This is a genomic window from Rhodococcus sp. 105337, from assembly GCF_012844225.1.
Lineage (GTDB): Bacteria > Actinomycetota > Actinomycetes > Mycobacteriales > Mycobacteriaceae > Rhodococcus.
This window is the reverse complement of record NZ_JABAGQ010000001.1, coordinates 315757-340242: the sequence shown is the minus strand read 5'-3', so window position 1 is coordinate 340242 and position 24486 is coordinate 315757. Positions and strand designations below refer to the sequence as shown.

The window sequence follows — 24486 nt, the reverse complement described above, 5'->3', positions numbered from 1 at the left end:
TCGAAGCCTAGCGTTCCGGCCCGGAGGTCGGCATCGTTCCCCGGCCCGACCCGGGAGGCGAATCCGCCGAATCGGCCGCCCGGACGGGAGGTGCCGGGCACAGTGGAAGACATGCTGATCACAGGACAACTTGTGAGCTTCGTACCGAGCACGGACCTCGACGTCTCGGAGATGTTCTACGTCGACACCCTGGAATTCAGGAAGCTCGGTCGCGATGCGTTCGTGCTGGTGATCGACGGGGGCGGCGGAGCGCCCGTGCGGATCACGCTCGTGCAGTCGCGGGAGGAGACGGGCTACACCGCGCTGGGCTGGCGGGTACCCGACCTCGATGCCACCGTCGACCGACTCCGAGACAAGGGCGTCGACTTCACGCGCTACAACAGGATGGATCAAGACGAGCACGATGCGTGGACCGCGCCGGACGGCGTACGGGTCGCCTGGTTCCGTGATCCGCACGGAAACGTGCTCTCGCTCATGCAGTCCTGACCGGCGCGCGCCCGGTCCGCTCGGCGCCCGGGGCTCACCCGGCGAGGAAAGCACCCCGTACGAATCCGGCGAGCAGCACCGTGAATCCGCCGATCTCGCCGACGATCAGGGCGACCATCGCCGCTCCCGTGCCGCGCACCGGATCGGCGAACTGGGCGCGATGTCGACGTACGGGTGCGCAAGGTGGTTCTCCGACTTCGCCATCCCTGCTGCGAAGCAGCGGTTCATCCGGAAGTGCGATCCAACGGCGGGTTCTCTGCTGGATCGGTGGATGTTCGATCGGAGTTCGCGGAGCTGTCCTTGGCGATGATGGCGTACGCGATGAAGGCGAGAACCACGGGGACGGTGCCCGCGAGGAGGAAGAGGAGCCTGACGATTCCGTGGTCGATGAACAGCCCTGTCACCACTGTGGAGATGGGCATGAGAGAGATGCTGCCGAACCAATCGACACTGGTCACTCTTCCCCGCAGGTCGTCGGGCACGCCTTGTTGCATCAGGGTTTGCCAGAGGACGTTTCCGTAGGCGTTGAAGAGGCCGACGAGGACCATCGCGACCGCCGCCACTGCGACTGTCGGGTGGAAGGCGATGGCGATGAGGGGAAGGGACCCGAGGCTCCACGCGGCGAAGAGGGTTCCGAATCGGTTGTCGGGGCGGATCGCGAACGACGAGACCAGTGACCCTACGGCGCTGGCGATTCCGTAGCCGACCATGATGAGGGCGTATGCCCCTGCTGATCCCTCACCGAATACGACGGGTAGTGCGACGGATCGTGGGCCTGCCTGCAGAAGGAGCGCTAGTGCGGACCACAGCACTGCCGTCCATATCCATTTTGTCTGGGCCACGTACCGGAAGCCGTCGCCGATGTCCTGAAACACCGATGCCCAGCCGGCCGACCGGTCGGGTGCGGGCGGTTCGTAGGCCGGCACGATTTGTCGAGAGAACGCCGCCGTGACCAGGAACAAGACGCCCACGACTGCGAGAGCAGGGGCGGGGCCGGCCAGAGCGATTGTCGCGCCTCCGATCGCTGGTCCGAAGGCTTTCAGCAGCAGGGACTCCACTAAGGCTTGGAGGCTGTTGCCGACGTGGAGGCGCTCCTTTTCGACGATTTCTGGCACGAGGGATTCGTTTGCCGGCCCGTATACGCCGTCGCAGGCGCCGACGATCGCCGCTGTTGCGGCCAAGGCGTACCACGGGATGGTGGCGGCCTCTGCCCATAGGCAGATGGCCAGGAGCACAGTCCCGGGGATGAAGGCTGACCAGGCGAGAATCGTCCGTTTGGGGTGCCTGTCGAGAAGGGCGCCGCCGAAGAGCAGGCTCGCCAGAGTGCCGATGAGTCCACAGCCGACGACGATGCCGACGGTAGCCGGGCCGTATCCGAGGTGGAGTGTAAACAGGGGTAACGCGATGACCCACACGCCCGCTGCGAGCAGCGAGGATGAGAGTGCTAGCCAGAGGTATCGGAAGTCTCGATTACGGAGCGGGCTGGTCATGCCTTCCGGAGTGCCCTTTCCTTCGTGTCCACGCCTGAGATGGTCGGGAGGTGCGCTCCGGCCGCCACCTTCTTGCGAACTGCGACCTTGACCGGCTGGCCGTCGGGGCCATCGGTCAAGAGGACTGCTGGAGTCTCGGGCCGCTCCACAGGATGGGGTGTGCCCGCCACTGGAGTCCGTCGATGCCGACGATCGGCTCGACGTCAGGATGCGGGTTTCGCTTCTTCGCGTTGACCTTCCGGAGCTTGACTCTGCGGGACTGCCTGTCGTCGAAGGAGACGTCCATCGTCATGGAGTACTCCTCCGAGTTCGCGCTGATCGCGTTGTACTGCTGCTTCGCGAGCAACCGGTACCACCGCTCGGATGCAGCCTCGCTGTTCGGCTGGAAGACCGCAACTTCTAGGGGGTCTGCGTCGATCGGGACGTTGATTGCTCGGAATCGGGGTGCCACGAGGTCTTGTCGATTTGGTCTTCCGCAGGAAGGCAGCAAGAGTAGATGTTCGAGTCTGGATCCGTTGGAGGTCAGCACGTCCGCCTGGCCGCGCCCAGGGTCATCGCGTCAGTATGGGGCAGCCGTCAACTGCAACCGCTGGTGCTCCCGCACGACGGGCAGGCGTGGCACGATCCGGCACGTTGCATCCGCACTCCGCATTGCATGCAGTACGGCGCATCCGGATTCCCCGGAGAGGGTGCATTGAGGCCGCCGGGTGCCGGAGGAGTGTCGGGAGTATCCGTCGTGATCGCGGCCGTCGTGGCCGCTGTGGTTGTGCCCGTGTACGACGTGAGGGTCGGGGTGTCCGGGACGGTGCGCTCCGCGCTCGTCAGGATCCCGAGTTCGGTGCGTTCGTCGAGATCGAGGTAGTCCACCGCGAGCCGCCGGAAGATGTAATCGAGGATAGACGTGGCGATCCGCAGGTCGGGATCGTCCGTGATCCCGGCCGGCTCGAAGCGGGTGCTCGTGAACGCCCGCACGAACGTCCGCAGCGGAACCCCGTACTGCAGGCCGTAACTGACCGACATCGAGAACGCGTCCATGATTCCGGCGAGAGTGGAGCCCTGCTTCGACACCCGCAGGAACATCTCGCCGGGTCTGCCGTCGCCGTACTCGCCCACGGTGACGAACCCCTTGCAATCGGCCACGCGGAATTCGAACGTGCGCGAACGCCGGGTGCGCGGCATCCGTTCCCGGCGAGGCGCCGGGAGCGGCGTGGCGGCCCCGTCACGGCGCCCCGACCGGGAGGTCGCCGACAGCGGCTGACCGAGTTTGCAGTTGTCGCGGTAGACCGCGAGCGCCTTGAGGCCGAGCCGCCACGCGTCGACGTACAGGTCGGAGATGTCTTCCACCGTCGCGGATTCCGGAAGATTGACCGTCTTCGAAATCGCCCCCGACAGGAACGGTTGTACCGCCGCCATCATCCCGACATGGCCGCGCGGCGCGATCACGTTGTCGCCCATGGACGTCGCGAACACCGGCCGGTGTTCGTCACGCACGTGCGGCGCGCCCTCCAGGGTGTGCTCGAGATCGAGATAGGCCACGATGTCCGCGACCCGCGCCGGATCGTATCCGAGGCGTGACAGTGCCCGCGGCACAGTGCGATTGACGATGGAGAGCGACCCTCCACCGACGAGCTTCTTCGTCTTGACGAGCGCGAGGTCCGGTTCGATTCCGGTGGTGTCGCAATCCATCGCCAAACCGATCGTGCCGGTCGGGGCGAGCACCGAGACCTGGCTGTTGCGCACACCGTGTGCGGCGCCGTCGGCCACCGCACGGTCCCACGACTCGCGGGCCGCGGTGAGAACCTCCGGTGCCGCGAGGTCGGCGTCGATGTCGTCGAGCGCGCCACGGTGTTTGGCGAGCACCCCGAGCATCGGCTCGCGATTCTCGGCGAAACCGTCGAACGGTCCGAGGCGCTGCGCGAGCTGCGCGGAGACCTCGTAGGCGGCTCCCGTCATCAGCGCGGTGACGGATGCGGCCCACGCACGGCCCGCATCGCTGTCGTAGGGGATACCCGAGGCCATCAGCAGCGCACCGAGGTTCGCGTATCCGAGCCCCAGTTGCCGGAAGCGCCGTGACGTCTCCCCGATCCTGTCGGTGGGGTAGTCGGCGCGGCCCACGAGGATCTCCTGCGCGGTGAGCATCACCGCGACGGCGTGCCGGAATCCGTCGACGTCGAACACACCGTCCTCGCGAAGGAAGGTCAGCAGATTGAGGCTCGCGAGGTTGCAGGCCGAATCGTCGAGGTGCATGTACTCCGAGCACGGGTTCGAGGCATTGATCCGGCCCGTCGCCGGCGCGGTGTGCCAGGCGTTGATGGTCGAGTCGTACTGCATCCCCGGGTCGGCGCATTCCCAGGTCGCGGCGGCGATGCGTTGCAGGAGGTCGCGGGCGCGGACGGTCCGCACCACCTCGCCGGTGCGGACCGCACGCAGCGGCCACTCGGCGTCGTCGACCACGGCGCGCATGAACTCGTCGGTCACCCGCACAGAGTTGTTGGCGTTCTGATACTGGACCGAATAGGTGTCGGCGCCGTCGAGACTCATGTCGAACCCCGCCTCGGCGAGGACCCGTGCCTTGCGCTCCTCGATCGCCTTGCAGTCGATGAATTCCTCGATATCGGGATGGCTCACGTCGAGGATCACCATCTTCGCGGCTCGCCGGGTTTTTCCGCCCGACCTGATGGTGCCCGCGGAGGCGTCGGCGCCGCGCATGAAGCTCACCGGTCCCGACGCCCTGCCTCCGCCGGTGAGAGGTTCGGCGGACGACCGGATGTGCGACAGATTCACCCCCGCGCCCGACCCGCCCTTGAAGATCAGCGCTTCCTGCCGGTACCACTCCAGAATCGAATCGATGCTGTCGTCGACCGAGAGGATGAAACACGCGCTCGCCTGCTGCGGTTTGTCCGGCACACCGATGTTGAACCACACGGGGCTGTTGAACGACGCCCGCTGGTGGAGCAACAGGAACGTCAGTTCCGCCGCGAACGCCTCCGGATCGTCGAGGTGCCCGTCGGCCCTACCCCACGCCGTGACGGTGTCGACGATCCGGGCCACGACGTCGCGCAACGAGTGTTCACGCTGGTCGGTGCCGATCTGTCCCCGGAAATACTTCTGCGTGACGATGTCGGTGGCGTTCTGCGACCAGAAAGCCGGAAACTCGACTCCGGTCTGCTCGAACACCACCTTGCCGGTGCCGTGGTGGACGATGCGCGCGTCGCGGCGCTGCCAGTCCACTTCGTCGGCCGGATCGACGCCGGCCCGCGTGAAGAACCGGGTATCGGCGCGCGCGTCGGTGGGAGAGCCGGCAGGCGACTGCCGGGCGCTGCTGTGAGGCACTGCACTGCACATCGCTTTCCTCCAGGGACGGCGATCGATGCCACATATAGTCCCACCATGGTCTCACCGCGTCTCGGTACTCCGCTGTCTCCGACTGCCACCCGTGTTCTTCTGCTCGGCTCCGGCGAACTCGGCAAGGAGGTGATCATCGCCCTGCAGCGACTCGGCGTGGAGGTCATCGCCGTCGATCGCTACTCCAACGCCCCAGGTCATCAGGTTGCGCATCGTGCTCATACCGTCGACATGGGAGACCCCGACGCGCTCCTGGCGATCATCGAGGCAGAGCGTCCGCATCTGGTCGTGCCGGAGATCGAAGCCATCGCCACCGACGCGCTGGCCGTGGTCGAAGAACGCGGGCTCGCCGAGGTCATCCCCACCGCCCGCGCCACGCAGCTCACCATGAACCGCGAGGGGATTCGCCGCCTCGCGGCCGAGGATCTGGGTCTGCCCACCTCTCCCTACCGGTTCGCGCAGTCGCTCGACGAGGTCCGCGCCGCCGCCGAGCAGGTCGGTTTTCCGTGCGTCGTCAAACCCGTGATGTCCTCGTCGGGGAAGGGCCAGTCGACGGTGCGTTCCGCCGCCGACCTGTCCGCCGCGTGGGATCACGCACTGGCCGGGGGCCGCATCAACCACGGCACCGTCATCGTGGAGGGCTTCGTCGACTTCGATTACGAGATCACTCAGCTCACCGTGCGCGCCATCGGCGAGTCGGGCGAGGTCGAGACGTACTTCTGCGATCCGATCGGGCATCTGCAGCAAGACGGTGACTACGTCGAATCCTGGCAGCCGCAACCGATGAGCCCCACCGCGCTCGCCCGCGCCCGGGAGGTCGCCGGTGCGGTCACGGGTGCGCTCGGTGGTCGCGGCGTGTTCGGCGTGGAACTGTTCGTCAAGGGTGATGACGTGTACTTTTCCGAGGTCAGCCCGCGCCCGCACGACACGGGCCTGGTCACCCTGCGCACCCAGCGCTACTCGGAATTCGAGCTACACGCACGCGCGATCCTCGGGTTGCCGGTCGACACGGCCATGATCACCCCCGGCGCATCCGCCGTGATCTACGGAGGGGTCGACGCCCCCGGGATCGCCTTCGACGGTGTGGCCGACGCTCTGCGCGTCCCCGAAACCGACCTGCGCCTGTTCGGCAAGCCCGAGTCGTACCGTCGCCGCCGGATGGGTGTGGCCGTGTCGACCGCGACGGACGTCGCGACCGCCCGTGCCCGCGCGACCGATGCCGCGTCACGCGTGCACCCGATCGCACTGTGAGCACCGGCGCGGAGGTCCTCGTCGGCCTCGTCATCTGTGTCGGGCTGCTCGGTATCGTGCTCCCGATCCTGCCGGGCACGCTGCTCATCTTCGGAGCGATCGCGGTGTGGTCGGTGGTCACCGGGGGCGCGGTGGCATGGACGGTGTTCGCAATCGCCGCACTGGCCCTCGTGGTCACCGCGATCGTGAAATACACCTGGCCCGGAAAGCGACTCCAGCAGGCGGGTGTGCCGAACCGGTCGCTGATCATCGGTGGTCTGGTCGGGATCGTCGGGTTCTTCGTCGTGCCCGTGATCGGCCTCGTGCTCGGATTCCTTCTCGGCATGTACGTCTCGGAGATCCAGCGCCATCGCACACATGCGGGAGCGTGGCGGTCCACGGTGGCCGCTACCAAGGCGGCGGGCCTGTCGATCCTGGTGGAACTGTTCGGCGCCCTGATCGCGGCCGGCGCGTGGCTCGGTGCGGTGGTGTTCTGGTAGCTCCGGTCGACCGGCCGGCAGCGCCGTCGTTGTTTACCCGCCCGATCCGAATGGTTACGCCGTTGAAATGCGCAGCGGCCTAACGTCGTCCCCAACGATCGGTTCAGCGTCGAACCACCGGCCGTCACTCGCTGCCACCCGGAGGTGGGATGTTCACGTCACGATTGACAGAAGCCAGTGTGGTTCCCGAGCGGATAGACACCCCGCAGGAGGCACGCGCAGCCATCTCCTCCCGCGGTGCCGCGGTTGCCCGCGGACTGCACACCGAGGAAGATGCCCTGGCTTTTGCGGCGGAAGTGCTGGGAGACAAGCGCATCCGGCTCGGTCGGCAGTTCGAGGCGAGTATGCGCAACCATCAGCGGGAAGCTGCCGTCGTCGACGCTCAGCCCGTCGACGAGCGAGGACGAAAGCGCTCGTTCGGAAAACCGGGCGAACGGATGACCGCACACAACGACGGATTCGCGTTCGGGGACTACGCGCCGGACCACCTGTTCCTGTGGTGCAAGCGGCCCGCCGAATCCGGCGGTGACTCGTTCCTCGTCGACGCGTGGAAGCTCACCGAACTACTCGCCGCCGATCCCGCGACCGCCGACCTCGCGGAGTTCTGCCGGACCGTCGACATCGATCATTCGGAACCGAACTTCGCGCAGAGTACGTACGCGCCTATCGTGCGGGTCGTGCCCAGCGGGCGCGTACAGGCGCGGTACCACCCCTACCTCGCGCCGGTCCCGGGCTCGACTCGTCCCGCCGACGCCGACATGCTCGCGCGCTGGAACGACACGGTGCTGCATGTGCGGGACACCGGGCCGATGTTCCGGGCGGAAGCCGGCGAGATGATCTGTGTCGACAACTACCGGCTGCTCCACGGCCGCGACGGATACACCGATCCGGCGCGCGAGCTGTACTCGATCTGGGGGTGGACGACCGATGCGGTCGCCGTGCCCGTGCAGCAACTCGACATCGTCGAGCCGGACCTCACCGGACTGACCGGCTGAGCCGCGCGATGAATACCGTCCTGTCCCGGGGAGCGCCCGCCGCAGGCGCCGCGACCGGACCCGCCGGCGAGGAGCACGTTCCGGCCATCGACATGAAGGGTGTCGCGAAGGCGTATCCGCTCGGCCGCCGACGCGGCGAACTGACCGCCGTCGACTCGTTCGATCTGACCGTCGCTCGTGGCGAGTTCGTCGCGCTTCTCGGCCCGTCCGGTTGTGGCAAGTCCACCGTGCTGCGCCTGCTCGCGGGCCTCGAGGAACCCACGGCGGGAACGGTCCGCATCGAGGGAGGCGGACCCGCCGACCTGGTGGCCTCACGTCGGCTCGGCGTCGCGTTCCAGGAACACGCCCTGATGCCGTGGTCGGATGTGTGGCACAACATCGCGCTGCCCTTCCGCATCGCCGGGCGGACGGTCGACTCCGGTCGCGTCGAAGAACTCGTCGAACTCGTGGGGTTGTCGGGCTTCGAGAAAGCACGACCGCGACAACTGTCCGGTGGCATGCGGCAGCGTGTGGCCATCGCGCGGGCGCTCGCACTCGAACCGGACGTTCTGCTGCTCGACGAACCCTTCGGCGCGCTCGATGCGGTGACCCGCCGGCGCATGAACTTCGAACTCGCCCGGATCTGGTCCGACGCGGGGTCGACGACCGTGCTGGTGACACACGACGTCGACGAGGCAGTGCTGCTCGCGGACCGGATCGTCGTGCTCACCGGCCGGCCGGGCCGGGTACGGCACATCGAGAACGTGGCGCTGCCCCGGCCGCGATCGGCGGAGATCACCCGCGACCCGAGATTCCACAGCATCGTCGACCGGCTCACCGGCTTGCTCGACGGGCCCGCGACGTGACCGCGGTTCTTCCGCGACCCGTCACCATCCCGCATTTCGCGTCGAACATCCTCGGTGCCGCCCTGCTGCTCGCGATGTTCGAGGTCGTCGGCAGGGCGCAGGTGTTCGGGAAGAACTGGCCCCCGCTGACGGAGGTCGTCACGTACGTCGCCGGCAACGACGCCGTGCAGGCCACCTTGACACGGGCATTCGGTGCGACCGCCACCTCGGCGCTGTGGGGATTCGCGCTGGGCACCGTCGTGGGCGGAGCGCTCGCATGCGTCACCGTCGTGGCCCGATGGACCGCACCGGGACTCGACCGGCTGGCGACGATCGTGCACGCGATACCTCTCATCGCGATCGCGCCCCTGCTGGTGACCACGGTCGGGCGCACGACCGCTCCGACCGTCGTCGCAGCGATGGGCGCGGGCTTCGCCGTCTTCGTTGCCACGTCGGCGGGGCTGGCGTCGGCACCGGCGGCGCAGTCCGACGTGCATACGGCGCTCGGATCGTCGCGTTGGTCGCGTCTTCGTTTCCTGCAACTCCCGCACACGGTGCCGCTCGTCACGGACGCGGCGGGCCTCGCGGTGACTTCGGCCGTCCTCGGGGCTGTTCTCGGGGAGTGGTTCGGCGCCCCGAAGGGGCTCGGTGTGCTGCTGGTCAGCGCGATGAACAACTATCAGATCCCGCTGCTGTGGTCCGCCGCCGCCGGATGCGTGGTGCTGTCCCTGACCGCGTACCTGCTGGTCCGTCTGCTCGCCGTGCCCGTGCATCGGAGATTCTCATGACTGTCGTGCGCGGCGCCGTCACGCGGTACTGGGTGCTGCTCGCGCTGCTCGGCGGGTGGTGGGCGGTGGTCGCCGTCAACGACTTCAACCAGATCGTCATGCCGTACCCCCAGGATGTTCTCGTCGCGATCGTCCGCGAGCGACACGAGTACGTGACCGCGCTCGTTCCGACCCTCGCGCTGTCGCTGGGCGGACTGGCCGCGGGCTTGACGGCCGGCGGCGTGTGCGCGGTGCTCGTATGGTCCTCCCGGATCGTCGCGGGAGTGCTGACCCCGATGGCGTTGCTGCTCAACTCCGTTCCCGTCGTGGCGATGATCCCGGTGCTCGCGCGGGTGCTCGGGTACGGGCAGACCACGGTGTTCGTGGTCACCGCCATCATCTGTTTCCTGCCCGCGTTCGTTTTCGTCGGCGCCCGGCTCGCCGCCCCGCCTGCGTCACTCGGAGACGTCTACACGGTGCTCGGAGCGGGCAGGGGAGTGCGGCTGAGGAGACTTCTGCTGCCCCATGCCCTGCCCGGGTTCCTCGTCGCTCTGCGGGTCAGCGCCCCCACCGCGGTCCTGGCCGTCCTGCTCGGCCAGTACCTCATGGGCGCCGGGGGCCTCGGAAAGATGTTCTCCACCTCGATCACCTACAGCCAGAACCAGCAGGCCTGGGGTGTGGCGGTGGTCGCGACCGCTGTGTCCACCGGCCTTTTCTTCGCGGCACGTGCGGTCGCGGATCGTGCCGCCGCGCGCTTGACCTGACCAACCACTGCTTTCTCACCGATCATCACCAGGAGGCTCCATGCCCGCACGCCCCTTCACCGGTCCGAGCCTGAGCCGGCGCACTTTTCTGCGGGGAACCGCGGCCGGGGCTCTGGGAATCGCCGCGGTCGGCACTCTCGGTGCGTGTGGTTCCGGCGAATCCGGTGCGGAGTCCGACACGCTCCGGGTCGCTTTCGGCTGGATCCTCAACACCGAGTTCGGTGGGTACTACGTCGCCGAGGACAAAGGTTATTACGCCGAGGAAGGACTCACCGTCGAATTCCAGGGCGGTGGCCCGAACGCCCCCACGCCGATGCAGGCGGTCGCCGCGGGATCGGCGGACATCGGTATCGCGGCCGGCGCACCCGACCTGTACACCGCGATCGGGCAGGGCAACGATTTCGTGGCGCTCGGCGCCCAGTTCCAGGTCTCACCTGCCGGACTGCTGTCGTTGTCCGCACGACCGATCCGCACCCCGCGCGAACTCGCGAGCGCGCGCATCCTCGGTCAGGAAGGCATGCAGACCACCCTCGACGCGGTGCTCGTCGGCGCGGGTCTCGACCCGGTCTACGACTTCACTCCGGTCGGCTTCGATCCGAGCCCGCTCGTCGAGGGCCAGGGCGACTGCTACACCTGCTTCGTCACCAACCAGCCGATCACACTCGAACAGCAATACGGCTTGCGACGAGGCGACGGCTACGAGGTGGTCACGTTCGCCGATCTCGGTTCGGCGCAATACGCCGATGTCGTGTTCGTGGACCGCACCGCCCTTGCGGAGAATCGCGACAGGCTGGTGCGGTTCATGCGTGCCACGATGCGCGGCTGGGACGACTACCTTGCCGACCCGCACGCCGCAGCGGCATTGGCGGTGGACAAGTACGGCGTCGACCTCGGACTGGAGATGGCGCAGCAGACCCGGCAGGCGGAACTCCAGGTTCCCCTGATCGAAAGCCCGAGCGGCCTGTTCGCGATGGACGTCGCCGCAATGGAGGGGCCCATGTGGCAAGCGCTGGCATCGGGCGGGTACGAGAACCTGCCCGCGCCGGCCTCCTTCGTCGACCTCGGTGTGCTGGCGGAGGCACGTTCGCCTCGGTGAGACGTAGTGTGCCTCCGCCGGAAGGTCACGACGACGCCGGGGTCACACCTCTTGCAGGCGAGGGTAATCCGTATATCCCTCGGCGCCTGGTCCGTAGAACAGTTCCGGGCGCAAGTCGTTCTCGCGGTGTTCGCCCCGCCACCGTTCGACGAGATCGGGGTTGGCGAGCACCGCGCGACCGACGGCCACCGCGTCGGCATGGGCTTCTTCGATGAGGCGAACGGCTTCCTCACGCGTGGTCGGGGACGCGAAGCCGCTGTTGGCGATCACCTTCCCACCGAAGCGTGCACGCAGTTCCTGCACCAGTTCACCGGCAGGTTCCTGGTGCAGGACCGACAGATACGCCAGGCCGACGGGACGCAACCGGTCGACGAGGGCGCCGTAGACAGCGCGCACATCTTCGCGGTCGGTCTCGAGCGCGTCCTGGATGTTGTGTTCGGGGGAGATACGCAGTCCGACCCGGCCCGCACCGACGGCGTCCGCCACGGCCGTGACCGCCTCGACGACGAGACGGATCCGGTTCTCCACCGAGCCGCCGTACTCGTCGGTGCGCCGGTTCGAGGCCGGCGACAGGAACTCGTGCAGCAGGTAGCCGTTGGCACTGTGGATCTCCACACCGTCCAGCCCCGCGTCGATCGAGCGCCGGGCTGCGGCGACGATGTCGGCGACAGCAGCGGCCACCTCGTCGGTCGTGAGCGCGTGCGGTACCGGGTACGGCTGCTTGCCCTTGGCGGTGTGCACCTCACCGTCGATCGCGACGGCGCTCGGGGCGACGACGCGCCGTCCGCCGTTCACATCCGGGTGGGTCACTCGTCCGCCGTGCATCAACTGCAGCACGATGCGGCCGCCGCGTCCGTGTACGGCGTCCGCGACCCGGCGCCAGCCCTCGGCCTGCTCGTCGGTGGCGATTCCCGGCTGTCCGACGAACGCCTGCGACTCGAAGTTGACGTAGGTTCCCTCGGCGATGATCAGGCCGACGCCGGCCCGCTGCCGATAGTGCTCGGCGATCAGGTCGCCGGGAATCCCGTCCGGTCCGCCGCGCAGGCGGGTCAGGGGAGCCATGACGATGCGGTTGCCGAGTTGGAGGTCGCCGAGTGTGACTGGTGTGAACAGATCCATTCGTGGCGCAACAGGATCTCCGGGGCCGGGATTCCCGATGTGGTGCCCGCTATGAAAAGTGTCACCGCAGGACCCGAGGTCCCCTCGGTGTCGTCCCGTCGCTCCGTGTGCGCATCCCCGCAGGACAGCGCAGAGACGGCTCCGCCCGGGGGACGCGAGGCGTCCACCGGGCGGAGATGGGCCGGTGATCAGGCCTTGTGCGGCTCCGACGCGCGGAACATGTCCTCGCGTTCGACGACCTTGACGCGCTCACGGCCTTCGGCTTCGCCGAGGCTGCGCTCGTGCGCATCGAGCCGGTACCAGCCCTGCCACGTGGTGTACGGCAGCTGCTTGCCTTCGAGGAACTGCACGACGGCATCCTCGGACGGCTCCTCGGGAGAGTTCAGGCGGCCCGCCGAGCGATCCTCGAGCAGGTTCGCGACCGTCTCGTTCGCGTCGCCCTTCGTGTGGCCGATCAGGCCGACGGGGCCGCGCTTGATCCAGCCGGTGACGTAGGTGTGCGGCATGAACCGCTCCGGGCCCTCGACGGACTCGTCGCCGAGGACGCGACCGGCTTCGTTGGGCACGGTGCCCGCCTGCTCGTCGAACGGCAGCTGAGCGATGTTCTGCGACAGGTAACCGACGGCGCGGTAGACGGCCTGGACGTCCCAATCGCGGTACTTGCCGGTCCCGCGAACGTTGCCGGTGCCGTCGAGTTCGGTGCGCTCGGTACGCAGGCCCACGACCTTGCCGTCCTCCCCGAGGATCTCGTGCGGAGACTCGAAGAAGTGGAGGAACAACTTGTGCGGACGGTTGCCCACGTCGCGGATCGCCCAGTCCTGCAGCGTGTTGGCGACCATGTCGACCTGCTTGGACGCGCGGCGCGCCTGCTCGGAGCCCTGGTCGTAGTCGATGTCCTCCGGGTCCACGATCACTTCGATGGTCGGGGAGTGATCGAGTTCGCGCAGTTCGAGGGGCGTGAACTTGGCCTGGGCCGGACCGCGACGCCCGAAGACGTGCACCTCGACGGCCTTGTTGTTCTTGAGGCCCTCGTAGACGTTCGGCGGGATCTCGGTCGGCAGCAGTTCGTCGCCCGTCTTGGCGAGCACACGCGCAACGTCGAGCGCGACGTTTCCGACGCCGAGGACGGCGACCTTCTCGGCCTCGAGCGGCCACTCGCGCGGCACGTCCGGGTGGCCGTCGTACCAGGACACGAAGTCGGCGGCGCCGTAACTGCCGTCGAGGTCGATGCCGGGGATGTTCAGCGCGCGGTCGGCGTTGGCACCGGTCGAGAAGATCACCGCGTCGTAGAAGCGGTTCAGGTCGTCGAGCGTGAAGTCGGTCCCGTAGTCGAGGTTGCCGAGAAGCCGGATGTTCGGCTTGTCGAGCACCTTGTGCAGGGCCGTGACGATGCCCTTGATGCGCGGGTGGTCCGGCGCGACTCCGTAGCGGATCAGACCGAACGGTGCAGGCATCCGTTCGAACAGGTCGATGCTGACTCCCGGATCCTGCGCGGTGTCGGACTTCATGAGCGCATCGGCGGCGTAGATACCGGCGGGACCGGCACCGACGATCGCGACGCGAAGGGGACGAGTCTGATCGGTCATCAGGGGATCAACTACCTCTTCGGTGAGCGGACGGACATACCCAGCTTAAATTAAGGCTGCCCTCAGCGGGCGGGGCGCAGGGCGCGGGGAAGGACGGTGTGAGAAGAATGAGAGAACCGTCGAGAGAATCGCTTCAGCGACAACACATGTGGGCACTCATGCGACACAGGTCGACGGCGAGGCGTCGAACGAGCTGAGTAGTGGCCACGTCACAATTCCTACCTCGAGAGGGTTTATTCGGCAAATGCGCCGTGACCGGCTCCGACCTGGTCGGGGATAGGATCGCCCATATGGCACAGCGTCAAGCACCCGATCCCGATCCCTCGGCCGACGAACCCGCCAGCGGTACACCCTGGCCGTTCATGGGGGCACTGCTGGTTGTCGTGCTGCTCATTCTGGCCGTGATGGGTGCGCAACTGCTCTCGCCCGCGCAGGACGAGCTGAGCGTGGACGAACGGATCAATCGCACGGTGGCGGACTACGTCAGGGCTCACAACGAGAACGACCGGGACATTCTCGCGCGTCTGCGCTGTGAAGAGCTGCCGGAGGCGGAGGCGCCGCTCTCCGACGTCGAGGGCACTGTGGAGTTGCAGGCGACCCAGGACGTCGCCGTGGAAGGTGACCGCGCGACGGTCGACGTCCGCGCGACCGTCGACGGTGAGTCCCGGATCGAGACCTGGCAGGTCGTCCAGGTCGACTCGGTGTGGCGGGTCTGCGAGTTCTGACAGCCTCCCGCTTGCGCGCCACGCCGTGACCTGTGAAAACATGTCGTGGTGAGCTACGCAGGTGATATAACGCCGCAGGAAGCTTGGGAGCTCCTGCGGGAAAACCCGGATGCCGTGCTCGTCGATGTTCGTACCGACGCCGAGTGGAAGTACGTCGGGGTCCCCGAGACCTCGCCCATCGGCCGCCGAACCGTCTTCGTCGAATGGGTTCGCTATCCCGACGGTGCCCCGAACCGAACGTTCGTGGACGACCTGGCGAAAGCCGGCGTCTCCGGCGGTCCGGTGATATTCCTGTGTCGCTCGGGGCAACGCTCGATAGGTGCCGCCGAGGCGGCTACCGCGGCGGGCGTGACCCCCGCGTACAACATCCTCGACGGATTCGAGGGAGCGCTCGACGCCGACGGGCATCGCGGAGCTCAGGGCTGGCGGGCAGTGGGCCTGCCGTGGAGGCAATCGTGAGCTCCATCCCCAAGGGCGGCGCATTCGAGCGCCGGCTTCCCGACAACGTGCGTCCTGCCACGCTGGGCGTGCGGGGTGGCACCCTGCGTTCGGGGTTCGAGGAGACGTCCGAGGCGCTCTACCTCAACTCCGGATTCGTGTACGAATCGGCGGAGGCCGCCGAAGCGGCGTTCACCGGCGAGGTCGACCACTTCGTGTACTCGCGGTACGGCAATCCGACCGTGAAGATGTTCGAGGAGCGGCTACGACTGCTCGACGGTGCCGAAGGCGCCTACGCCACGGCGTCGGGCATGTCCGCCGTCTTCACCGCACTCGCGGCTCTTCTGGGCAAGGGGGATCGGCTCGTCGCCGCCCGCAGCCTTTTCGGATCCTGCTTCGTCGTGTGCAACGAGATCCTGCCCCGATGGGGTGTGGAGACGGTGTTCGTCGACGGCGAAGACCTCGATCAATGGGAACAGGCATTGTCCGTCCCCACGACCGCGGTGTTCTTCGAGACTCCCTCGAACCCGATGCAGACCCTCGTCGACGTGCGGGCCGTCTCCGAGATGGCGCACGCTGCCGGGGCAAAAGTGGTGCTGGACAACGTATTCGCCACTCCTCTCCTGCAACGCAGCATCGATCTCGGTGCCGACATCGTGGTCTACTCGGGCACCAAGCACATCGACGGCCAGGGCAGAGTGCTCGGCGGTGCCATCCTCGGACCCGCGGACTACATCGACGGACCCGTGCAGAAGCTCATTCGTCACACCGGTCCGGCGCTGAGCCCGTTCAATGCGTGGACGCTGCTCAAAGGCCTGGAAACGATGCCGGTCCGGGTGCGCGCCGCGGTCGATTCGGCGCTGCGCCTGGGCCAGTTCCTCGAGACGCAGGACAAGGTGCGCTGGGTCAAGTACCCGTACCTGGAGTCGCATCCGCAGCACGACCTCGCGCGGTCGCAGATGAGTGGCGGTGGCACGATCCTCACGTTCGAGCTCGACGCTCCCGAGGGCGACGGCAAGAAGCGCGCGTTCGAGCTGCTCAACAAGCTGCGCATCGTGGACATCTCGAACAACCTCGGCGATTCCAAGTCCCTCATCACCCACCCCGCGACCACCACCCACCGGGCGATGGGCCCGGAGGGGCGCGCCGCGATCGGCCTGTCCGACGGGGTCGTGCGCCTCTCGGTGGGACTCGAAGACCCCGAGGATCTGCTCGAAGACCTCGAGCAGGCGCTCTCCTGACCCGAGAGCACTCTTCCGGCCCGGAAACGCTGTGGGTTACGCTGCGGGTGCTCTGCCAGTCGGGCAGGGCACCCGCAGCGTTACGGTGAAGCCGGTGAAAATCCGGCGCTGTCCCCGCAACTGTGAACTCCGGCGATCGTGCCGGGGAAGCCAGGTCAGCCGGCGCAGCGGGCACGTACTGGTCCTCGGACGAAGGACGGTCTCGTGCCGCAACTGACGATGTTGCAGCCGTACTGTTTTCGTCCTCCGAGTTACGGAGGATGGCTGTGCCCCTCGTATCCCACCGGCTGCTCGCTGCCGGAATCACCGCGTGCGCTCTGCTGGCCACGGCGTGCGGCGCCGACGACGCCGCCAACCATGACAACCACGACACCGCCGGAGCCGGAAGTCCCCAGGCGATCGTGTCCCTGAGTCCCGTCAGTACCGAAATGCTGTACGCCGTCGGCGCCGGCGACCAGGTGATCGCCGTCGACGACCAATCCGACCATCCGGCCGGCGTACCGGTCACCGATCTGTCCGGGTACACCCCGAACGTCGAGGCGATCCTCGGTTACGAACCCGATCTGGTGGTCGCCAACGCGGACACCGCGGATCTCGTCGCCGGACTCGAGCAGGCCGGCGTCGAGACCTTGATTCTGCCCGCGGCGCTGACCCTCGACGACACCTACGCCCAGCTCGAGCAGGTCGGTGCGGCCACCGGGCACGTCGCAGACGCGGCCGAACTGGTCGCGCAGATGAGGAGCGAGGTCGACGAGATCCTCGCCGGACTGCCCGAACGTCAAGTCCCGCTTCGCTATTACCACGAACTCGACAACACCTACTACTCCGTCACGGACGACACCTACATCGGCGAGATCTTTTCCATGCTCGGTCTCACCTCGATCGCGACCGGCGGCAACGGGTATCCGCAACTGTCGGCCGAGTTCATCCTCGAAGAGAACCCCGACATCGTCTTCCTCGCCGACGGCCAGTGCTGCGGCGTCACGCCCGAGAATGTGGCGGAGCGAGCAGGATGGGGCGAGCTCACGGCGGTCCGTGACGGGCACGTCTACGTCCTCGACGAGGACATCGCCAGCCGCTGGGGGCCGCGCGTCGTGGACTTGATGCGGGATGTCGCCCGGATCGTCACCGGGATCCCAGCGGCCCAGCCCGCGTCTTGATCACGACCCCGCGTCGTCGCGCCCTCGTGCTGGGTGGCGCGGCGGTCGTTCTCCTCGCCGCCATGCTGGTGAGCATCCTCGTCGGTCCGGCGGGACTCACGCCACAGGCGGTCCTTCTCGACATCGCCGACCGGTTGCCGTTCGTCGACGTCGATTCCGGGCTCTCGACGCGGCAACAGGCGATCCTCTGGAACATCCGCATGCCGCGCGTGGTGCTGGGGGTTCTCGTCGGAGCCATGCTCGCCGTCGCCGGAGCGGCGTACCAGGGCGTCTTCCGCAATCCCCTGGCCGACCCCTACCTGCTCGGGGTGTCGAGCGGGGCGGGCCTCGGCGCGACACTCGCGATCGTGGTCGGAGGCGCCGCAGGGTTTGCCGGGGTTCCGATCGCAGCGTTCGCCGGCGGCCTGCTGGCGGTCGGTGCGACGTATGCCCTCGGCCGCTCGGTCGGCGGGGTGCGTTCCGAAGTCGTCATCATCCTCGCGGGCGTGGCGGTCGCGGCGTTCGCGAATGCCATCCAGACGTTCTTCATGCAACTGCACGACGACACCTTGCGTCAGGTGTACTCCTGGATGCTCGGGCGGTTGTCCACCGACGGGTGGTCCGATGTCGTCGTCGTCCTGCCGTACGTGGTGGTCGCGGTCGCCGTCATCGCGCTGCACCGGCGCACCCTCGACGTCATGGCGGTCGGCGACGTCGAGGCCGCCAGCCTCGGGATTCATCCGGCTCGTGTCCGGCTGTTGTTGGTCTGCGTCGCGACACTCGGCACCGCCGCCGTGGTGTCGGCGAGCGGACTGATCGGGTTCGTCGGCATCGTGGTGCCGCACGCGGTCCGGTTGCTCGTCGGCCCCGGTCACCGCATGCTGCTGCCGTTGTCGCTGATGGTCGGGGCGACGTTCCTCGTCCTCGCCGATGTGCTCGCCCGCAGCGTCATGTCGCCGTCGGAGCTGCCCATCGGGGTGGTCACCGCCGCGATCGGTGCGCCGTTCTTCCTCGTCGTACTCAGACGAAGCCGAGGTGCATGATGCCCGCCGATCTCGAATCGCTCGCGTCCACCGCCGTCACGTGCCGCGGTGTCGGGGCTGCACGCGGCGGCGTGGACGTGCTCCACGACGTCGATCTCACCGTGGCGACCGGCGCGTGGGTGTCGCTCGTCGGACCCAACGGGTCCGGTAAGACCACGTTGTTGCACGTTCTCGCGGGACTCGTTCCCTCGACGGGGCACGTGCGGGTGGCGTCCGTGACGCCCGGCCGGGGCGGCCGGCGCGCAACGGCGCGCGCGGTCGCGCTGATGCCCCAGCGCCCCGTGGTTCCCGAGGGTGTCACCGTCGAAGAACTCGTCCGGCTCGGCCGCACACCGCACATCGCACGGTTCGGCTCGGAAACGGGACACGACCGCGCGGTGGTGGACCGGGTCATCGAGCGCCTCGAACTCGAGCCGTTCACACGCCGATTCGCGACGGATCTGTCCGGGGGTGAACTCCAGCGCGTGGTCCTCGCTCGCGCACTGGCACAGGAACCACAGGTGCTGCTGCTCGACGAACCCACCAGCGCGCTCGACATCGGGCACCAACAGCAGGTACTCGAACTCGTGGACTCCATGCGCACCGAAGGCGAGCTGACGGTGATCGCCGCCATGCACGATCTGACCTCGGCGGCGCAGTACGGTGACAGGCTCGTCCTTCTCGACCGCGGCCGGGTCGTCGCCGACGGGCCGCCCGCCGAGGTGCTCACGGTCGACCGGATCGGCCAGGTCTACGGGGCGCGGGTCGAGGTCCTCGACCGTCCGGCCGGCCGCGCCGTTCTCCCGCTTCGTGATCCGTGGAAGGACGCATGATGGACGTACTGCTGCTGGGCACCGGTGCCGCGGACGGCTGGCCGAATCCTTTCTGTGCCTGCGAGTCCTGCACGGATGCCGCACGCCGCGGTGAGATCCGCGGCCAAACGGCCGCGCTCATCGACGACGTGCTCATGCTCGACTGCGGACCCGAAGCTCCCCGCGCCGCAGTACGTTTCGGCAGGACCTTGGCGGGTGTGCGTCACATCCTGCTCACCCACGCGCACACCGACCACCTCGGGCCGCAGGCACTGTTGTTCCGCTCGTGGGTCGATGCGGGTCACGTGCTCGAGGTCGTGGGACCGGCGGACGCGGTCGACACGTGCCGGCAGTGGGCGGGCCCGGACGATCCGGTGCGTTTCGTACCGGTCCGGGCGGGCGACGCGCTCACCGTCGGCGGGTATGCGGTGCGGGTTCTTCCCGCACGACATCACGTGTTCCGCGACGGTGATGCGGTGCTCTACGACGTCACCGGTCCGGACGGTTCCCGCATCCTGTGGGCGTGCGACACCGGCCCGCTCCCGGACGGCTGGTTCGACGCGGTGCGCGGTGCGCGGTTCGATGCCGTCTTCCTCGAAGAAACATTCGGTGACCGATCGGAGTTGGGGCAAGGGCACCACGGACTGCCCGAATTCCGGGACACCGTCGCGGCTCTGCGCAGGTGCGATGCCGTGACCGACGCGACGGACGTGGTGGCGGTGCACCTCGGCCACCACAACCCGCCGATCACCGCCCTGCGCAAGCGGTTGCGGGAGTATGGGGCCAGGCCCGGTATCGACGGCGAGGAGGTGCGCGTGGGGGACGCCACCGCGCCGCCGCACCGGACCCTGGTGCTCGGGGGCGTGCGCTCCGGAAAGTCACGGCACGCGGAAGAACTGTTCGCTTCGCACGCCGCCGTCACCTACGTCGCGACCGGCGGGACCCGCGCAGGCGACGAGGAATGGGCGCAACGGGTTGCCCTGCATCGCGAGCGGCGGCCCGAATCGTGGTCGACGGTGGAGACATCCGATGTGAGCGGCGTGCTGCGCGCGGCTACCGATCCGCTGTTGGTCGACTGCCTCGGCACCTGGCTCACCGCACGAATGGATCTGCACGACGTATGGAACGGCGGCGACATGGGGGCGGTCGACGCCGACATCGCCGAACTCCTCGACGCGTGGCGGCGATGCCGGGTGCCGGTGGTCGCCGTGAGCAACGAGGTGGGCAGTGGTGTGGTCCCGGCCAGTGCCTCGGGACGGCTGTTCCGCGACACTCTCGGGCGTCTCAATGCCGCGGTGGCGGCAGTCTCGGACAGTGTCACGCTCGTCGTGGCCGGGATACCGCTGACGTTGCGCTGATCCCCGCGACCGGGCCTGTGCCTCAGGCGAGCAACCGGTACAGGCCGATGAGCCCCACTGCGACGATGACCGCCCGTAACACGGTGGGGGACATACGCCGACCGTACCGGGCACCGAGGTCTCCGCCGATCAGCGAACCCACGGCGATCAATACGACCACCGTCCAGTCGATGCGCTCGAACGCCACGAGAATGTATGCGGTGGCCGCGACGATGTTGACGAGCAGCGAGAGCAGATTCTTCGCGGCGTTCTGCCGTTGGATGTGTTCGGTGAGCAGAGCGCCGAACAAGCCCATCAGCAGAATTCCCTGCGCGGCGGTGAAGTATCCGCCGTAGATGCCGACAGCGAAAGTGCCCGCCACGAGCAGACTCATCCGCACCGGACCGATCCGGGCTTCCGGGTCGGCGTCGGTTCGCCGCAGTACCCACTTCTGGATCTGCGGTTGCAGCACGACGAGGACGAGTGCCAGGACCAGCAGGACCGGAACGACGGTCTCGAACACCGTCTCCGGCAGATGCAGCAGAAGCCACGACCCGATCAGCGCGCCGCTGACCGACGCGGGGATCTGCCATCGCAACGTCGGCCACTGGCCGCGTAACTCGCGCCGATAACCCCACGTTCCCGACACACCGCCCGCGACGAGTCCGATCGCGTTCGACATCGTCGCGGTGACGGGCGGCACGCCGAACGCAACGAGGGTCGGGAAGGTGATGAGGGTTCCGGAGCCGACCAGCGAGTTGATCGCACCGGCGCCGAGTCCGGCGAGGGCAACGAGAAACAACTCCAGCGGCGTCACTGCTCGGAGTCTACGGAGACCCCGGGACAGGGTCGAGGCGGCTTCCGGTCGCTCTAGGTGCCTGCATCCTGGCGCGCACTACGCCGCAAGGCGAGGACGACGACAAGGGGCCATATCGTCTCGGGCGTCAAGCCCACCCGCTCGACCAGCCCGAAATACTGCCCGCCCTGCGCCGAGATCAGGAACGCCACGGTCAGGGCCACGAACACCGCGGTCGCGATCGCCGATCCGCGGACGCTCAATGCGAACGACTGCGGACGGCTGCGAGACCCGACGAACGCGGGGAATGTCGCGATCAGGATCGAGCCGATGACGACACTGACCACGTGCGACGTGGCAGACCCGTTCGCCGGTTGCGGAAGTGCCGCGAGAGCGATCCCGGAGATCCCCGCGCCGCCGAGGACCAGTCGTGCGGCGGGACGCAAGGCACTCAGTCCGAGCGCAGTGATCACATGGCACGCGCCGAGCACGAACAGCGATGTCGTCATGATCCAGCGTTCGGCTCCACCGTGCCCGGCGAGCGCGCTCAGGCTCTGCCGCACAGCGCTGTACTCCGGGGGTTGTACCGTGCCCGCGACCACCCAGCCCGCGGTCAGTGCAACGGGGGCGAGCACGGCCGAAGCCACTGCCCACCAGGGTGCCCCGCGATACGCGCGGCTCGGCCCGGACGCGGTGATCGTTACTCGTTCGACGCTGCCCACGTGCTCCATCGTTGCGCACCAGTGGCTTCCGCGGCGGCGGATTGGAATGTTCCGCGAGGCTTGGAATCAGGTCGATTCGAATGGGTGTGCGCAGCGATCTCATGGTCCACAGTTCATCGCAGTCCACGTGTGTGCCCGATTCTTCTGTTCCGCGCAGTCCCATCCAGAGCGACCGAGAGACCCGGCTCCATGACGTCGCAGCAACCCTCCCGACATCGGGTGCGGGTGCTACCGCCGGGACCGATGGAAGGTAGATCCACCATGACGTCTCCTGCCCGCAGTGGGTCGGCGTGAGCGCGCCGGCCGAGTTCCGCACGACCATCCCGGTCCACGAGCATCTGGACGACTCGAATCTCGTCGTCGCTCCCACCCGCCACCCGTGGCGTTGGGCCACCAGTGCCGCAGTACTGATCGTTGTTGCGCAGTTCGCGCACGGCCTCGCGACCAACCCGGGCTGGGATTGGCCGACTTTCGCCCAGTACTTCACCGCGGCATCCGTGCTCGCCGCGCTGTGGATGACGATCAAGCTCACCCTCTGGGGGACGATTCTGGGGTTCGCGCTCGGTGCTCTCCTCGCGGTGGGACGATTGTCGAACAACCCAGTGCTTCAAGTTGTCTCGTGGACCTATATCTGGGCGTTCCGGTCGATACCGTTGATCGTCCAACTGCTCTTCTGGTTCAACATCGCGTACCTGTATCGAACCTTGTCTGTCGGAATTCCCTTCGGACCGGGCTTCTTCTCGTTCAACGTCACGGGCGTGATATCCGGATTCACGGCCGCGGTCCTGGGCCTGGCGCTGCACCAGGCCGCATACTCTGCGGAAATCATTCGTGCCGGCATCATTTCGGTGGACCCCGGTCAGGTCGAAGCCGCCAACGCTCTCGGTATCCCGCGCGGGCGGCAGTTCTTCAGAATTGTTCTGCCGCAGGCGATGCGTTCGATCCTGCCCAACGCGGCCAACGAGGTGATCAGCCTGTTCAAGGGCACGTCGATCGTCTCGACGATGGCGATCGCCGAACTGTTCTACCAAGTCCAGGTCGTTTTCGGCCGCAATGGGCGCGTCGTTCCGCTGCTCATGGTCGCGACCGTCTGGTACATCATCTTGACGACGTTCCTCTCGATCGTGCAGTACTACGTGGAGCGGCACTATGCGCGGGGCTCCGCCCGAGCGCTGCCCCTCACACCGTGGCAGAAGGCCACCGCGAAGTACCGGGAGATCCGCGACAACGGTGTCGGCGCACCCCGGGGAGCGACCCGATGACTTCCGGCGACGAGCACGTCCCCTATGTCGTCGACGTGCGAGGTGTATACAAATCGTTCGGAACACTCCCCGTGCTCGAGGGCGTGGACCTGCAGGTCCGTCGAGGAGACGTCACGGTGATCCTGGGCCCGTCGGGCTCCGGCAAGTCCACGCTGCTGCGGACGTTGAACCATCTCGAGAAGGTGGACCGCGGCACCGTCCGCATCGACGGTGAACTCATGGGCTACCGGCGCCGCGGCAACAAACTCCACGAACTGCGTACCCGCGACATCCTGCGCCAGCGGTCGAGGATCGGATTCGTGTTCCAGAGTTTCAACCTTTTCCCGCACCTGACCGTGCTCGAAAACGTGGTCGAGGCACCGCTGTCCGCACAGCGCCGTGACCGCGCTGAGGTGGAGGCAGACGCGCGCGAACTGCTCGCTCGGGTCGGCGTAGGGGACAAGATCCACGATTTCCCCAAGCAACTGTCCGGAGGCCAGCAACAACGCGTGGCGATCGCCCGTGCTCTCGCACTCCGGCCCGCCGTCATCCTGTTCGACGAACCCACGTCCGCACTCGACCCCGAACTGGTCGGTGAAGTGCTCGAAGTGATCCGGGACCTTGCACGCGCTGGAACCACTCTGGTGATCGTGACCCACGAAATCGGCTTCGCACGGGAGGTTGCCGACACGGTCGTGTTCATGGATGGCGGCGTGATCGTCGAGCAGGGGCCTCCCGGGGACATCCTCGATCGGCCCGGGCACGAACGCACACAGGCATTCCTGTCGAAGGTCCTCTGAGCAACTCGACC

Annotated in this window: 24 protein-coding genes and 2 riboswitches; of the genes, 17 read left to right on the top strand and 7 right to left on the bottom strand. The window is 67.5% G+C overall.

Features of this window, described 5'->3' with window-relative positions:
- Nucleotides 1-111: 111 nt before the first annotated feature.
- The gene (locus HF886_RS01685) at nucleotides 112-486 is read left to right on the top strand and encodes a VOC family protein (protein ID WP_169651365.1); all 375 of its coding nucleotides are present in this window, start codon (nucleotides 112-114) and stop codon (nucleotides 484-486) included.
- Between the two features lie 224 nt (nucleotides 487-710).
- Here the strand turns inward: HF886_RS01685 and HF886_RS01680 are convergent, their stop codons facing one another.
- From HF886_RS01680 to HF886_RS01670, 3 genes are all read right to left on the bottom strand, one after another.
- Entirely contained in the window at nucleotides 711-1976 is a 1266-nt protein-coding gene (locus HF886_RS01680) for an MFS transporter (protein ID WP_169651364.1), read from the bottom strand.
- Between the two features lie 115 nt (nucleotides 1977-2091).
- Nucleotides 2092-2427 (bottom strand): hypothetical protein, encoded by a 336-nt coding sequence (locus HF886_RS01675; protein WP_169651363.1) that lies wholly within the window; start codon nucleotides 2425-2427, stop codon nucleotides 2092-2094.
- 125 nt (nucleotides 2428-2552) lie between these two features.
- A complete protein-coding gene (locus HF886_RS01670) occupies nucleotides 2553-5321 on the bottom strand; it encodes a vitamin B12-dependent ribonucleotide reductase (RefSeq protein ID WP_169651362.1) in 2769 nt (922 codons plus the stop codon).
- 45 nt (nucleotides 5322-5366) lie between these two features.
- On the opposite strand from HF886_RS01670, the gene purT reads away from it, so the two are divergent.
- The 7 genes from purT to HF886_RS01635 all read left to right on the top strand — a co-directional run bounded on the left by purT (nucleotide 5367) and on the right by HF886_RS01635 (nucleotide 11497).
- Nucleotides 5367-6572 carry a formate-dependent phosphoribosylglycinamide formyltransferase gene (gene purT, locus HF886_RS01665; RefSeq protein ID WP_169619142.1) on the top strand — a complete coding sequence of 402 codons (1206 nt, stop codon included), beginning with the start codon at nucleotides 5367-5369 and terminating at the stop codon, nucleotides 6570-6572.
- Nucleotides 6569-7051: a DUF456 domain-containing protein gene (locus tag HF886_RS01660; protein WP_169619144.1), complete on the top strand. Its 483-nt coding sequence runs from the start codon at nucleotides 6569-6571 to the stop codon at nucleotides 7049-7051. Before purT ends, HF886_RS01660 begins: the two co-directional genes overlap by 4 nt.
- 164 nt (nucleotides 7052-7215) lie before the next feature.
- On the top strand, nucleotides 7216-8046 hold the full coding sequence (locus HF886_RS01655; RefSeq protein ID WP_240954830.1) for a TauD/TfdA family dioxygenase: 831 nt from the start codon (nucleotides 7216-7218) through the stop codon (nucleotides 8044-8046).
- Nucleotides 8047-8054: 8 nt separating this feature from the next.
- A complete protein-coding gene (locus HF886_RS01650) occupies nucleotides 8055-8891 on the top strand; it encodes an ABC transporter ATP-binding protein (protein ID WP_169651360.1) in 837 nt (278 codons plus the stop codon).
- Complete coding sequence (locus HF886_RS01645; RefSeq protein ID WP_346765272.1) at nucleotides 8888-9658, top strand: ABC transporter permease subunit; 771 nt, start codon at nucleotides 8888-8890, stop codon at nucleotides 9656-9658. The genes HF886_RS01650 and HF886_RS01645 overlap by 4 nt, the downstream gene beginning before the upstream one ends.
- On the top strand, nucleotides 9655-10401 hold the full coding sequence (locus HF886_RS01640; RefSeq protein WP_169651359.1) for an ABC transporter permease subunit: 747 nt from the start codon (nucleotides 9655-9657) through the stop codon (nucleotides 10399-10401). The genes HF886_RS01645 and HF886_RS01640 overlap by 4 nt, the downstream gene beginning before the upstream one ends.
- Nucleotides 10402-10441: 40 nt before the next feature.
- Entirely contained in the window at nucleotides 10442-11497 is a 1056-nt protein-coding gene (locus HF886_RS01635; RefSeq protein ID WP_169651358.1) for an ABC transporter substrate-binding protein, read from the top strand.
- A gap of 42 nt (nucleotides 11498-11539) precedes the next feature.
- Here HF886_RS01635 and HF886_RS01630 read toward each other — a convergent pair whose 3' ends face one another.
- Together HF886_RS01630 and HF886_RS01625 are read right to left on the bottom strand one after the other, a co-directional pair.
- Nucleotides 11540-12616 carry an alkene reductase gene (locus HF886_RS01630; protein WP_169619154.1) on the bottom strand — a complete coding sequence of 359 codons (1077 nt, stop codon included), beginning with the start codon at nucleotides 12614-12616 and terminating at the stop codon, nucleotides 11540-11542.
- A 188-nt stretch (nucleotides 12617-12804) separates the two neighbouring features.
- Nucleotides 12805-14202, bottom strand: a complete 1398-nt coding sequence (locus HF886_RS01625) for an FAD-dependent oxidoreductase (protein ID WP_169651357.1) — start codon at nucleotides 14200-14202, stop codon at nucleotides 12805-12807.
- Between the two features lie 290 nt (nucleotides 14203-14492).
- Between HF886_RS01625 and HF886_RS01620 the strand changes: the two genes are divergently transcribed.
- From HF886_RS01620 to cobU, 7 genes are all read left to right on the top strand, one after another.
- The gene (locus tag HF886_RS01620) at nucleotides 14493-14927 is read left to right on the top strand and encodes a hypothetical protein (protein WP_169651356.1); all 435 of its coding nucleotides are present in this window, start codon (nucleotides 14493-14495) and stop codon (nucleotides 14925-14927) included.
- 48 nt (nucleotides 14928-14975) lie between these two features.
- Nucleotides 14976-15386, top strand: a complete 411-nt coding sequence (locus HF886_RS01615) for a rhodanese-like domain-containing protein (protein ID WP_169619159.1) — start codon at nucleotides 14976-14978, stop codon at nucleotides 15384-15386.
- A complete protein-coding gene (locus HF886_RS01610) occupies nucleotides 15383-16606 on the top strand; it encodes an O-succinylhomoserine sulfhydrylase (protein WP_169651355.1) in 1224 nt (407 codons plus the stop codon). Before HF886_RS01615 ends, HF886_RS01610 begins: the two co-directional genes overlap by 4 nt.
- A gap of 28 nt (nucleotides 16607-16634) precedes the next feature.
- Nucleotides 16635-16785, top strand: a riboswitch (cobalamin riboswitch).
- Nucleotides 16786-16872: 87 nt separating this feature from the next.
- Entirely contained in the window at nucleotides 16873-17766 is an 894-nt protein-coding gene (locus HF886_RS01605; protein ID WP_169619164.1) for an ABC transporter substrate-binding protein, read from the top strand.
- A gap of 62 nt (nucleotides 17767-17828) precedes the next feature.
- Nucleotides 17829-18788, top strand: a complete 960-nt coding sequence (locus HF886_RS01600) for an iron ABC transporter permease (RefSeq protein ID WP_240951912.1) — start codon at nucleotides 17829-17831, stop codon at nucleotides 18786-18788.
- On the top strand, nucleotides 18788-19600 hold the full coding sequence (locus tag HF886_RS01595; protein ID WP_169651354.1) for an ABC transporter ATP-binding protein: 813 nt from the start codon (nucleotides 18788-18790) through the stop codon (nucleotides 19598-19600). The genes HF886_RS01600 and HF886_RS01595 overlap by 1 nt, the downstream gene beginning before the upstream one ends.
- Nucleotides 19600-20937, top strand: a complete 1338-nt coding sequence (cobU, locus tag HF886_RS01590) for a bifunctional adenosylcobinamide kinase/adenosylcobinamide-phosphate guanylyltransferase (protein ID WP_169619593.1) — start codon at nucleotides 19600-19602, stop codon at nucleotides 20935-20937. Before HF886_RS01595 ends, cobU begins: the two co-directional genes overlap by 1 nt.
- Before the next feature lie 22 nt (nucleotides 20938-20959).
- Here the strand turns inward: cobU and HF886_RS01585 are convergent, their stop codons facing one another.
- Together HF886_RS01585 and HF886_RS01580 are read right to left on the bottom strand one after the other, a co-directional pair.
- The gene (locus HF886_RS01585) at nucleotides 20960-21733 is read right to left on the bottom strand and encodes a sulfite exporter TauE/SafE family protein (RefSeq protein ID WP_169619168.1); all 774 of its coding nucleotides are present in this window, start codon (nucleotides 21731-21733) and stop codon (nucleotides 20960-20962) included.
- 53 nt (nucleotides 21734-21786) lie between these two features.
- Nucleotides 21787-22359 carry a DUF998 domain-containing protein gene (locus tag HF886_RS01580; protein ID WP_169651353.1) on the bottom strand — a complete coding sequence of 191 codons (573 nt, stop codon included), beginning with the start codon at nucleotides 22357-22359 and terminating at the stop codon, nucleotides 21787-21789.
- A 231-nt stretch (nucleotides 22360-22590) separates the two neighbouring features.
- Nucleotides 22591-22684: riboswitch (SAM riboswitch) on the top strand.
- A 40-nt stretch (nucleotides 22685-22724) separates the two neighbouring features.
- On the opposite strand from HF886_RS01580, the gene HF886_RS01575 reads away from it, so the two are divergent.
- Both HF886_RS01575 and HF886_RS01570 read left to right on the top strand, forming a co-directional pair.
- Nucleotides 22725-23696: an amino acid ABC transporter permease gene (locus HF886_RS01575; protein ID WP_169651352.1), complete on the top strand. Its 972-nt coding sequence runs from the start codon at nucleotides 22725-22727 to the stop codon at nucleotides 23694-23696.
- A complete protein-coding gene (locus HF886_RS01570) occupies nucleotides 23693-24475 on the top strand; it encodes an amino acid ABC transporter ATP-binding protein (RefSeq protein ID WP_169651351.1) in 783 nt (260 codons plus the stop codon). The genes HF886_RS01575 and HF886_RS01570 overlap by 4 nt, the downstream gene beginning before the upstream one ends.
- Nucleotides 24476-24486 lie beyond the last annotated feature (11 nt).